The organism is Mycolicibacterium sp. XJ662 (assembly GCF_053484035.1).
In genome coordinates this window covers 352,540-363,407 of the sequence record NZ_JBEFTL010000002.1, presented here as the reverse complement: position 1 = coordinate 363,407, position 10,868 = coordinate 352,540, and the positions used below count along the sequence as shown (strand labels likewise).

11 protein-coding genes are annotated in these 10,868 nt (G+C 67.0%); 7 read left to right on the top strand and 4 right to left on the bottom strand.

Annotated elements, in window-relative coordinates; all coding sequences use genetic code 11:
- Positions 1-76: 76 nt before the first annotated feature.
- Positions 77-907: a mycofactocin-coupled SDR family oxidoreductase gene (locus ABQE93_RS09010; protein WP_448406885.1), complete on the bottom strand. Its 831-nt coding sequence runs from the start codon at positions 905-907 to the stop codon at positions 77-79.
- A gap of 167 nt (positions 908-1,074) precedes the next feature.
- A complete protein-coding gene (locus ABQE93_RS09005; protein ID WP_448406886.1) occupies positions 1,075-2,496 on the bottom strand; it encodes an aldehyde dehydrogenase family protein in 1,422 nt (473 codons plus the stop codon).
- Between the two features lie 173 nt (positions 2,497-2,669).
- On the opposite strand from ABQE93_RS09005, the gene ABQE93_RS09000 reads away from it, so the two are divergent.
- A complete protein-coding gene (locus ABQE93_RS09000) occupies positions 2,670-3,080 on the top strand; it encodes an SCP2 sterol-binding domain-containing protein (RefSeq protein ID WP_448406887.1) in 411 nt (136 codons plus the stop codon).
- Between the two features lie 47 nt (positions 3,081-3,127).
- On the opposite strand, the gene ABQE93_RS08995 is transcribed toward ABQE93_RS09000, so the two are convergent.
- Complete coding sequence (locus ABQE93_RS08995) at positions 3,128-3,418, bottom strand: WhiB family transcriptional regulator (protein WP_448392930.1); 291 nt, start codon at positions 3,416-3,418, stop codon at positions 3,128-3,130.
- A 391-nt stretch (positions 3,419-3,809) separates the two neighbouring features.
- On the opposite strand from ABQE93_RS08995, the gene ABQE93_RS08990 reads away from it, so the two are divergent.
- The 3 genes from ABQE93_RS08990 to ABQE93_RS08980 all read left to right on the top strand — a co-directional run bounded on the left by ABQE93_RS08990 (position 3,810) and on the right by ABQE93_RS08980 (position 6,445).
- Positions 3,810-4,628 (top strand): hypothetical protein, encoded by an 819-nt coding sequence (locus tag ABQE93_RS08990; protein WP_448406888.1) that lies wholly within the window; start codon positions 3,810-3,812, stop codon positions 4,626-4,628.
- A 70-nt stretch (positions 4,629-4,698) separates the two neighbouring features.
- Complete coding sequence (locus ABQE93_RS08985) at positions 4,699-5,280, top strand: sigma-70 family RNA polymerase sigma factor (protein WP_448406889.1); 582 nt, start codon at positions 4,699-4,701, stop codon at positions 5,278-5,280.
- A complete protein-coding gene (locus ABQE93_RS08980) occupies positions 5,273-6,445 on the top strand; it encodes an anti-sigma-D factor RsdA (RefSeq protein ID WP_448406890.1) in 1,173 nt (390 codons plus the stop codon). The genes ABQE93_RS08985 and ABQE93_RS08980 overlap by 8 nt, the downstream gene beginning before the upstream one ends.
- Before the next feature lie 13 nt (positions 6,446-6,458).
- Here the strand turns inward: ABQE93_RS08980 and ABQE93_RS08975 are convergent, their stop codons facing one another.
- A complete protein-coding gene (locus ABQE93_RS08975) occupies positions 6,459-6,863 on the bottom strand; it encodes a DUF5319 domain-containing protein (RefSeq protein WP_427058319.1) in 405 nt (134 codons plus the stop codon).
- Between the two features lie 156 nt (positions 6,864-7,019).
- On the opposite strand from ABQE93_RS08975, the gene guaB reads away from it, so the two are divergent.
- The 3 genes from guaB (at position 7,020) to ABQE93_RS08960 (ending at position 10,841) form a co-directional block, all read left to right on the top strand.
- Positions 7,020-8,561 (top strand): IMP dehydrogenase, encoded by a 1,542-nt coding sequence (guaB, locus tag ABQE93_RS08970; RefSeq protein ID WP_448406891.1) that lies wholly within the window; start codon positions 7,020-7,022, stop codon positions 8,559-8,561.
- Positions 8,562-8,585: 24 nt separating this feature from the next.
- Entirely contained in the window at positions 8,586-9,713 is a 1,128-nt protein-coding gene (locus ABQE93_RS08965) for a GuaB3 family IMP dehydrogenase-related protein (RefSeq protein WP_448407275.1), read from the top strand.
- 273 nt (positions 9,714-9,986) lie between these two features.
- Positions 9,987-10,841 carry a serine hydrolase gene (locus tag ABQE93_RS08960; protein ID WP_448407276.1) on the top strand — a complete coding sequence of 285 codons (855 nt, stop codon included), beginning with the start codon at positions 9,987-9,989 and terminating at the stop codon, positions 10,839-10,841.
- Positions 10,842-10,868 lie beyond the last annotated feature (27 nt).

The window sequence follows — 10,868 nt, the reverse complement described above, 5'->3', positions numbered from 1 at the left end:
AGCGCCTCCAGTCAAGGACCGATGTGACAGCAATCGATCGTCGCTGATTGCTGTCGGTGTAGTTACCGCGGACCGATCAGCGGGCCGACGCCCCGGCATCGATCGGAAGCGAGACACCCGTGATGTAGCGCGCTTCATCGGTCACCAACCAGGCCACGGCGTTGGCGATGTCGTCGGCCTCGATCAGCTGCACCGGAAGGGCATTGCTCATTGCCTCGAACAGTTCAGGGAACTGTTCGGCAGAGCCCAGGAACGCGTCATTGGCCACCATCATCGTATTAGCGCCGGTCGGATGGAGAGTGTTGACCCGAATGTTGTGGCCGGCCAAGGCGTTCGCATAAGACCGCATCACGCCGACCACCCCGTGCTTGGCCGCCGTGTAGCCGAGCAATCCATAGGTATTGGTCCGCAAAGACCGTGCTGTGCCCTTCAGCCCGGCCACCGAGCTGGTGATGATGATGGCACCGCCGTCGTTCTGCTCCACAAGCGTCGGGACCGCGGCCTCCAACGTGTAGACCACACCGCTCAGCATGATGTCGATCGCGTCGTGCCACGCTGACACCTTGGTGGACGTGGGGCCGACGATCGGCATGATGCCGGCGTTGGCGATGACGATATCGACCCTGCCGAGCGCGCCGATGCCTTCATCGAATACTTCCTGTACCGCATCCTGGTCCCGGACGTCGGCCTGACGCGCCACGATCCGGCGGCCGAGGGCTTCGACCTGTCGCACGGTTTCCTCGAGGTCGTCCTTGGTCGCCAACGGATAAGGCACCGAGTCGATCTGCTCGGCGATATCGAAGGTGATGATGTCGGCGCCTTCTTTGGCGAGCCGCACCGCGTGCGCGCGGCCTTGGCCGCGAGCACCGCCGCTGATGAAGGCCACCTTGCCCTCGAGTGTTCCCATGTCGCTCCTGGTTGCCGGTCTGCCGTGATAGGGGCGCCATGGCCCGCGCAACAGATATTAATCAAACACAGTTGGGTTAGCAATACCGTATCGCCGTCAGGAATTGCGGGAACCCGCCCATCGCCACAATGTGGAGTAAAAACCGCAGCCCAACACGATTTCGGTGGCTAGCCCGCGGTGGGTCCGGGAGTACCGCGGTTGACGTGCACCACCTGCAACTCGGTGTACGCATACAGACCCCACGGGCCGTTCTCCACACCCAACCCGCTGTGCTTGAGCCCGCCGAACGGTGTGGTGGGTCCCAGGCTCGCGTGCGTGTTGACCCAGGTCGTCCCGGCCTCGAGCATCGCGGCGACGTGTGCGCCGCGCGTCGGGTCTGCCGTCCACACGCTTGCGCCCAGGCCGAAATTCGTCTGGTTGGCCAGGCCAACCGCATGGTCGACCTCGTCGTAGGCGATGATCGGCAGCGCCGGGCCGAACTGCTCCTCGTCGACAAGCGGTGACCCATCGGCAATATCGGCGATGATCGTCGGCTCCATGAAGTACCCCGGTCGATCGATCCGACGGCCACCTGCGGCGGCCTTCGCGCCGTCCGAAAGGGCCTTGTCGACCAATCCGATGACGCGCTCGATCTGGGGCAGCGTCGACAACGGCCCCAGTTGGGTGGTGGAGTCCGTCGGGTCGCCTACTGCCGTGGCGTTCGCGACGGCGGCCAGCGCTTCGACAACATCGCCGTAGATCCGGCGCGGGACATAGACGCGCTTGATGAGCGCGCATGCCTGTCCGTTGTTGAAGAAGGCGGACCAGAACAGCCCCGGTGCGATCTCGGCGACGTCAACGTCGTCCAACAGAACCGCTGCGTCATTACCGCCGAGTTCCAGGGTGACCCGTTTGAAATCCGGTGCGGCACTGGTATTGACAGATCGGCCCGCCTCGACGCTGCCGGTGAAGCTGATTTTTTGGGCCAGCGGGTGTTCGGCGATCCATCGGCCGACCTGATCGCCGCCGGTGACAATGTTGAGCACCCCCGGCGGCAGGATGTCTCGAAGGATTTCGCCGAACCGCAGGGTGCTCAGCGGTGTGAACGGTGATGGCTTGAGGACCATGGTGTTACCTGCGCGCAGCGCCGGTGCGATCTTGAAGAACGCGAGTCCGATCGGCATGTTCCACGGGGTGATGGCGCCGACGACACCGACTGGTCGGCGGATCACTTCGACCCGCGCAGTCTCGTCGTCACGAAGCAGTTCGCGGGGAAGATCCAGATTGGCGTAGTACGCCAGCCAACCCGCCGCAACGGGCACTTCGAACCCCGCGAACGCGGCGGTCTTACCCGACTCCTCAATCAGGATGCGGGCCAACTCTTCTGAGTTGGCCTCGATCGCCGCGGAGGCCTCCATCAGTTTCGCCCGTCGAAACTCCTCGTCGGTACGCCATGCCGCAAACGCGTCGGCGGCCGCCTGAAAGGCTTGGTCGACTTGGTCTTGCGTGGCTTCGGGGGCCGTTGTGAACGGCGCACCTGTCGCGGGGTTGACGACGACGAACTCATCGAAGGTGTGCGCGGCGACGCCGTTGATGGTCTGTGCGGGCATGGGACTCCTTTGACCGCTGAGCCCCCAATCGTGGTCGCGCGATGCGGGGCTGCCGGGTTCTCGACGGGACATTGGCGCGGCGATTGTGATCCGCGTTACGGCGTTTACCGTACAGTGTTTGTTTGATGGGCGGAAACGCTGACGCACACACCCCGACGCGAAGGAGCGCACAAATGGCCGAGTTCCAATCCGCAGAGCAGTTACAGCAGTTCGTGACCCCGTTTCTGCGTCAGCTGGTCAGCGATCCCGAACTGCGCCCGAAGTTCGTCGCCGGGGATACGTCGTTCAGGGTGCAGTACACCGACCCCGACGAGGTGTTCATGCTCGACTGCACGGTCGATCCGCCGGTGGTGTTCGATGGTGACGACGCGGCCGGGCGCGAAGCCGAGGTGCTGCTCACCATGTCGGCCTCGGACGCACACCGGTTCTGGCTGGGCAAGCTGAATGTGCCGATGGCCATTGCGCGGCGCAAGGTGAAGGTCGAAGGATCGGTACCGAAGTTGCTCAAGCTGCTGCCGGCCATCACACCAGCCTTCGACAGGTACCGGGAATACGCGGACGCGAACGGATATTCCGTCAACTGACGTCGCGGGCATAAGTCATCCCGGCACCTCGTCGAACTGCTACGCCGTCACGACGCGCGGCGGATGCCCCGCTTCAGCAGCAGTTCGCGCTCCGATTCCGTGAGCCCGCCCCAGATGCCGTAGGTTTCGCCGACGGCCAGGGCGTGCGCACGGCACTGCGCGATGACGGGGCACTGGTTGCACATCTCCTTGGCGCGCCGCTCGCGCTGGGCGCGGGCACGGCCACGTTCGCCGTCGGGATGAAAGAACATCGAGGAATCGACACCCCGGCACGAACCGGCCATCTGCCAATCCCACACATCAGCGTTGGGTCCGGGTAGTTGTTGCGGCAAAGGCATTGGAGAACCCCTCTCTGCGTGTTCTTCCGCAAACGGTTGAACACGTGAGTTCCTGGAACAGATCCGAGCGCAAGTCGCCGATGACTACTCGTGCACACAAAGTAGGTGGGCTCACGAAATTTCGTCAATAGTTCAAACGCGTGTGGAACGCCATAACCGCAGGCCAAGAATTTACCTCACGTTCATTCTTGGGCCTTTTCGCCGGCGTCAAACATGCTAAGCGAATTCCACCGAGACCACCACGGCGACCGTTTCACCTGATCGCGCCGCCATGGGGTAATCCAGCAAACGCAAACAAGCAATGGTCGGCTTACCTGGAGTTAACTTTGTGGGCATCAACTGTTAACCGAATCCGTCCGGTCGGCGTGTCGTTGATAGCGTCGGCGCTCCGATGACCACTTCTGACTCCGCGACGGTGTTGGCCGACGCCGCGTTCGGTGACGACCCCGGCCGCTGGCCGCTGCCGCCCGCCGCGTCGCAGCACGAACTGTGGCTGCGCGCGGTCGCCGCGGGCGGTCAGGGACGCTACGCCAGCGCGCGCGCCGACCTCGCCCGGCTGCGCCGCACCCAACGGCCGGAGCCGTTGATCTCGTTGGCGCACAGCACATATGCGTCATTTTTGCGGCAACTCGGTTGGCACGGCCACGCCCGGGGCTGGGACGGGCGAGCGTTGGCGCTCGCCGGCTCCGACGCCGAGGCCGGCGCCGACGCGCTGATCGGGCTGGCCGCTGACGCGCTGGGGGTGGGCCGGTTTGCGGCGGCTGCACGCGCACTTCAGCGGGCGGCCGAGCGGATCCCCGACGCGCCGGCGTCCCGGCTGGCCGTTCGGCTGGCCTGGGTGAGGGCCGAGCTGGCGATGGCGTGCGGTCAGGGCGCGGACGCCGTGCGGCACGCCGAGCAGGCCGTCGAGGCGGCGGCGGCATTCGGCTCGACGCGACACGCCGTCAAATCCGACGTCGTACACGCCGCCGCGTTGTGCAGCGCCGGTGACCTCGACGCTGCGCGGCTGGTCGCCGACGCCGCGCTGACCGAGACGGGCCGCTTCGGAATGATCCCGCTGCGCTGGGCGTTGGCTTGCTTGCTGGCCGACATCGGCAGCGCGACGTGCCCGCACGACCAGATCCGTGCCATCCGCGACGAATCTGCCGACACAGTCCGGTCACGGGGCGGCGTGTGGCCCGTCTCCGTGACCGAGGGCACGTCATCCTGAAAGTTATTGTTTAGCTGAGCCGCCCCCGCCGGACTGCCACCGGTTCGTAACGCTGGAGAGATCGCCCACGATGACAATTTCGAGAGAACGTCTCGATGCTGTCGTTGCTGAGGCAGTAGCGGGCAACCGAGACGCACTCCGACAGGTGCTGGAAACCATCCGCCCCATCGTTGTCAGGTACTGCCGGGCACGGGTGGGAGCTGCGGAACGCAGTGGGCTTTCAGCAGACGATATTGCTCAGGAGGTGTGCTTGGCCGCCATCACGGCGCTGCCGCGCTACAAGGATCAGGGACGACCGTTCCTGGCCTTCGTGTACGGCATAGCTGCACACAAGCTCGCTGACGCTCACCGCGCAGCGGCACGGAACCGCTCCGACCCGATGGAAGTCGTGCCGGAGGGCTACTCGCTGGACGCCGGACCCGAGCAGATGGCCCTGGAGGCCGAATCGTCTGAGCAGATGAAAAGGCTGCTCGCCATACTGCCGGAAAAGCAACGTGAAATCTTGATCCTGCGTGTGGTCGTCGGCATGAGCGCCGAGGAGACCGCCGAGGCGGTCGGAAGTACGGCCGGTGCGGTCCGGGTGGCCCAGCATCGCGCGCTGGCGCGGCTGAAGCAGGAGATCATCTCGACAGGGCGGCACGACCATGCCTGACTTCGGACGCTGGAACGCAAACGGGGGCGACCCGTCCCTCAACGACATCAACCGCACCGACCGGTTCCTGGACGCGCTGGCGTTCGAAGAGCCGGTGTATGCCACCGATGCCGGTGAAGCCGAGCTGGCACAACTGCTGGCCGGGTGGCGCGACGAGGTGCGCGACGCACCGCTGACCGCGCCCGTCACGCCGCGCGACGCGGTGCTGGCGCTGGATCGTGCCACGGTGTCACGACGACGCAACCGGTCGCTGGCGGTCGTCGGATCGGCGGCGGCTGCGGTGTTGTGCCTCGGCGGCTTCGGTGCGGTGGTCGCCGGCGCCGGACCGGGTGACGCGCTGTACGGCCTGCGCACCATGCTGTTCGGTGAGCAGCAGACCACCCGCGACGATCCGGTGATGCTGGCGTCGCAGCAGTTCGCCGAGGTGCAGCAGCTGATCGACGAAGGCCAGTGGGAAGCCGCGCAGGACAAGCTGCAGACGCTGACCACCACGGTGGCCACGGTCGACGATGTTGACCGCAAACAGGAATTCGTCAGCGAGTGGCAAGAGTTGACGGTGAAAGTTCAGGCGCAGGACCCGGCCGCGACCATTCCGCCGGATGTGCCGCCGCCGGTGTTCCCGGAGGTGCCGGTCGCGGTGCTCGACACCACGACGACGGTCTCGGTTTCGCCGTCGCCGTCGGACACCACGGCCCCGTCGCCGTCGGATGTCACGACGTTGCCGTCGCCGACCGACACCACGCTGCCGTCGCCGACGGATGTGACAACCATGCCGTCGCCGACCGCGACGCCATCGCCGACCGCGACGCCATCGCCGACGGCGAGCCCGTCGCCGACGCCGACGGCGAGCCCGTCGCCTACACCGACCGCGACCCCGTCGCCGACGAGCTCGCCTGCGCAGCGGCCGACGCCGACATCGACGGTGCAGGAGCCGCCGTCGTCCACGGCGACGCAACCGCCCGCAGCGACACCGTCACCGACTGCGACGCCCACGCAGGCGCCGCAGACGACCGAAGTTGCAACGACGCAGCCGCAGACCACGCAGCCGCAGACCACTCAGCAGGTGACGACCACGCAGGCACCGACGCAGGAGTCACCCACCAGGGAGGCGTCGAAGACGGTGATCACCACGACGACCGTGGTGCCGCTGCCCGAAGACGAGTAGAGCTAGCGCGCGCTCAGCGGTAGCCGTCGGTTTCCGAGGCCGCCTCATTGAGTGAGGCGTCGGCGTAGCCGCGGCAGTAATCCCACGTCACGTAGGCATCGGGTTCAGGATCGTAGGCCGGCTCGTGGGGCCGCACCGTGCCGTCGACGAGCAGCTGCAGCAGGTTGGCGCGCAGCATGTCCCAGTCGTGGTAGTGATCCTGCTGGCATTCGTCGCAGCACACCACCAGGCCGCGGATGCCCTTGTGCGCCAGCAACGCCTCGTACACCGCAAGGTCGGCCAGGTCGGCCTCCACCGCGGTCCGCTCTTGCGGGTCCAGCGGCTGGCCGGGCTCGATCGCGTCGAGCGCAGCCGAGGGGTCGCACGGGTCATCGGCGAACGGGTCGGGTGGCAAACCCGGAGGCAGGTGGTCACGCACGCCTCCACCCTACGCAGCCGGATCCATTTCGGTCCAGCCGTCGGGCGGCATGGCGCCCGACGATTCGGAACACCGTGTGGCACCGAACCGTCGACCTCGATGCCGATAGGATGGTCGTCTAGCTCGACGACTGTCCTCGTCACTGGAGGCCCATCCATGTCGATCGCTGAAAGCAGCGTTCCGCTCGCCGTGCCGGTGCCGACCGGCGGCGATGACCCGACGAAAGTTGCGATGCTCGGGCTCACCTTCGACGACGTGTTGTTGCTGCCCGCAGCCTCCGACGTGATTCCCGCCACTGCCGACACCTCCAGCCAGCTCACCAAGAAGGTGCGGCTGAAAGTGCCTCTGGTCAGTTCGGCGATGGACACGGTGACCGAGTCGCGGATGGCCATAGCGATGGCGCGGGCCGGCGGCATGGGGGTCCTGCACCGCAACCTTCCGATCGCCGAGCAGGCCGGCCAGGTCGAAACCGTCAAGCGTTCCGAGGCCGGTATGGTCACCGACCCGGTCACCTGCTCACCGGACAACACCCTGGCCGAAGTCGACGCGATGTGCGCACGGTTCCGGATCTCGGGGCTGCCCGTCGTCGACGACACCGGCTCCCTGGTCGGGATCATCACCAACCGCGATATGCGCTTTGAGGTCGACCAGGCCAAGCCGGTCTCGGAGGTGATGACCAAGGCGCCGCTGATCACCGCGCAGGAGGGCGTCTCCGCCGAAGCCGCGCTGGGGCTGTTGCGTCGCCACAAGATCGAGAAGCTGCCGATCGTCGACGGCCACGGAAAGCTGACGGGCCTGATCACGGTCAAGGACTTCGTCAAGACCGAACAGTTCCCGCTGGCCACTAAGGACAAAGACGGCCGGCTGCTCGTCGGCGCCGCCGTCGGCGTCGGGGATGATGCCTGGACGCGCGCGGTGACGCTGGTCGAGGCGGGCGTCGACGTGCTCGTGGTGGACACGGCGCATGCCCACAACCGCGGCGTGCTCGACATGGTGCACCGGGTCAAGACCGTGCTGGGCGACCGTGTCGAGGTGGTCGGCGGCAACGTGGCCACTCGCGCCGCCGCGGCCGCGTTGGCCGACGCGGGCGCCGACGCGGTGAAAGTCGGTGTGGGACCGGGCTCGATCTGCACCACCCGCGTGGTGGCCGGCGTCGGCGCACCCCAGATCACCGCGATCCTGGAAGCCGTCGCCGCATGCGCGCCCAGGGGAGTGCCGGTGATCGCCGACGGCGGACTGCAGTACTCCGGTGACATCGCCAAGGCGCTGGCCGCCGGGGCGTCGACGGCGATGCTGGGCTCGCTTCTGGCCGGCACCGCCGAGTCGCCCGGCGAGCTGATCTTCGTCAACGGTAAGCAGTTCAAGAGCTACCGCGGCATGGGCTCGCTGGGAGCCATGCAGGGCCGCGGCGGCGCGAAGTCCTACTCCAAGGACCGCTACTTCCAGGACGACGCGCTGTCCGAGGACAAGCTGGTGCCGGAGGGCATCGAGGGCCGGGTGCCGTACCGCGGTCCGCTGTCCACCGTCATCCACCAGCTCACCGGTGGGCTGCGGGCGGCCATGGGCTACACCGGCTCGGCCACCATCGAACAGCTGCAGCAGGCGCAGTTCGTGCAGATCACCGCCGCCGGGCTGAAGGAAAGCCATCCGCACGATGTCGCGATGACCGTCGAAGCGCCGAATTACTACGCCCGCTAAGGGGACACATTGGTCATGCGTGACTTGGTCGAAATCGGCATGGGCAGAACCGCCCGCCGCACCTACGAACTCGACGACATCAACATCGTGCCGTCACGGCGTACGAGGTCGTCGAAGGATGTGTCGACGGCGTGGCAGCTCGACGCCTACCGGTTCGAAGTACCCGTGGTCGCGCATCCGACCGACGCGCTGGTGTCGCCGGAGTTCGCGATCGCGCTCGGGCGCCTCGGCGGGCTGGGCGTGCTCAACGGCGAGGGCCTGATCGGCAGGCACGCCGACGTCGAGGACAAGATCGCCCAGGTGGTCGAGGCTGCCGAGAAGGAACCCGAACCCTCGGCGTCGATACGCCTTCTGCAGCAACTGCATTCGGCGCCGCTGGACCCCGATCTGCTCGGGGCGGCGGTCGCACGGATCCGCGAGGCCGGCGTGACGACGGCCGTGCGTGTCAGCCCGCAGAACGCGCGGGCGCTGACCCCGACCCTGGTCTCCGCCGGGATCGACCTGCTGGTCATCCAGGGCACGATCGTGTCGGCCGAACGGGTCGCCTCCGACGGGGAGCCGTTGAACCTCAAGACGTTCATCTCCGAACTCGACGTGCCGGTGGTGGCCGGCGGTGTGCTCGACCACCGCACGGCACTGCATCTGATGCGCACCGGCGCGGCGGGCGTCATCGTCGGCTACGGCTCCACGCAGGGCGTCACCACCAGCGACGAGGTGCTGGGCATCAGCGTGCCGATGGCCACGGCGATCGCCGACGCCGCCGCGGCCCGCCGGGAGTACCTCGACGAGACGGGCGGGCGGTACGTTCATGTGTTGGCCGACGGCGACATTCACACCTCCGGTGACCTGGCCAAGGCGATCGCCTGCGGCGCCGACGCCGTCGTGCTCGGCACCCCGTTGGCCACGGCGGCCGAGGCCCTGGGCGACGGCTGGTTCTGGCCCGCCGCGGCGGCCCACCCGTCGCTGCCGCGCGGGGCGCTGCTGCAGATCGCGATGGGCGAGCGGCCGTCGCTCGAGCAGGTGCTCAACGGGCCGTCCGACGACCCGTTCGGCTCGCTCAATCTCGTTGGGGGGTTGCGCCGGTCGATGGCCAAGGCCGGCTACTGCGACCTCAAGGAGTTCCAGAAGGTCGGGCTGACAGTCGGAAGCTGAAGTTACTCATCCTTCCCTCAAGCTGCGCCCATGCGAGAGCTTCGCCCACCCGCGAGCAGTCGCAATCAACCCTTGAAACCGCCGCCCGAAATGGGGAGCCTAGGCGTCTGCTCGCCGAAGAAAGTGGCTGCGGACGGGCCGGCCAGCAGTAATCTCAGCGGAATGCGTACGCATCACCAGTCGGGGGCCAGCCATCGGCTGCCGCGATCATCCAACACATATCGGACGGTCGCCATTTGCCTGGCTTCGGCCGCACTAATCGCCGTGATCGCGATGTTCGGGGTGTGGCAACGACATTCCGACGGGTCGGGTCCATCGGCACAGGCTGCGCCGGCCACCGCCACCGTGGAAGCCCCGCTGCCGGCGGTACCCGAACCGGCAGTTCCATTACCGCCACCGGCCGATGACGTTCTGGCAGCCTCCTTCGACGCATTTGCCTCCGAGGTACCCGCGGACATCGGTTTGGCCTACGCATCCTTGGGCCGGCCCGACCAGGTGACCACACTGGGCGCGTGGAGCAGCGGGCCAGCGTGGTCGACCATCAAGGTGCCCCTGGCGTTGGCGTTGTTGCGGGAGTCGGGTGGTGGCAGCGTCAGCTCAGCAATGCGATCAGCCATCACCGCGTCGGATAACGCCGCCGCCCAGTCGATGTGGGAGCAACTGGGCGGCGGTTCGGCCGCTGCGAGCAAGGTGCAGGAGGTACTGAGCGCGGCGGGTGACCCGCTCACCGTCGTACCCAGCGAGTTACGCCGGCCGGGATTCTCGATATTTGGTCAGACCATGTGGTCACTGTCCGACCAGGCCCGGTTTCTTGCGCACGTTGCCTGCGACCCCGCGGCGGCTCCGGTGACGGCTCTGATGGGCGACATCGTGTCCGGCCAGCAGTGGGGACTCGGCCAGATCGGGGGCGCATATTTCAAAGGTGGTTGGGGCCCGGGAACTGACGGACTGTACTTGGTTCGGCAGTACGGGGTGGTGCCGACGGCGACGGGTCAGGTCGCCGTCGCTGTCGCCGCCGTGCCGGACTCGGGTGGCTTCGGTGATGGCACCGCAGTGCTGAACCGCATCGCAGGGTGGGCGCAGAGCCACCTTGACGAGATGGGTGGCGGCGGATGCCCGGTCAGGTAGTCGCACTGCTAGTGCGTCGGAAGGCCC

What these genes read in the sequence shown, in the direction of transcription:
- ABQE93_RS09010 (WP_448406885.1), bottom strand. Translation starts at nt 907, where the DNA reads ATGGGAACACTCGAGGGCAAGGTGGCCTTCATCAGCGGCGGTGCTCGC.
- ABQE93_RS09005 (WP_448406886.1), bottom strand. Translation starts at nt 2,496, where the DNA reads ATGCCCGCACAGACCATCAACGGCGTCGCCGCGCACACCTTCGATGAG.
- ABQE93_RS09000 (WP_448406887.1), top strand. Translation starts at nt 2,670, where the DNA reads ATGGCCGAGTTCCAATCCGCAGAGCAGTTACAGCAGTTCGTGACCCCG.
- ABQE93_RS08995 (WP_448392930.1), bottom strand. Translation starts at nt 3,418, where the DNA reads ATGCCTTTGCCGCAACAACTACCCGGACCCAACGCTGATGTGTGGGAT.
- ABQE93_RS08990 (WP_448406888.1), top strand. Translation starts at nt 3,810, where the DNA reads ATGACCACTTCTGACTCCGCGACGGTGTTGGCCGACGCCGCGTTCGGT.
- ABQE93_RS08985 (WP_448406889.1), top strand. Translation starts at nt 4,699, where the DNA reads ATGACAATTTCGAGAGAACGTCTCGATGCTGTCGTTGCTGAGGCAGTA.
- ABQE93_RS08980 (WP_448406890.1), top strand. Translation starts at nt 5,273, where the DNA reads ATGCCTGACTTCGGACGCTGGAACGCAAACGGGGGCGACCCGTCCCTC.
- guaB (WP_448406891.1), top strand. Translation starts at nt 7,020, where the DNA reads ATGTCGATCGCTGAAAGCAGCGTTCCGCTCGCCGTGCCGGTGCCGACC.
- ABQE93_RS08960 (WP_448407276.1), top strand. Translation starts at nt 9,987, where the DNA reads ATGTTCGGGGTGTGGCAACGACATTCCGACGGGTCGGGTCCATCGGCA.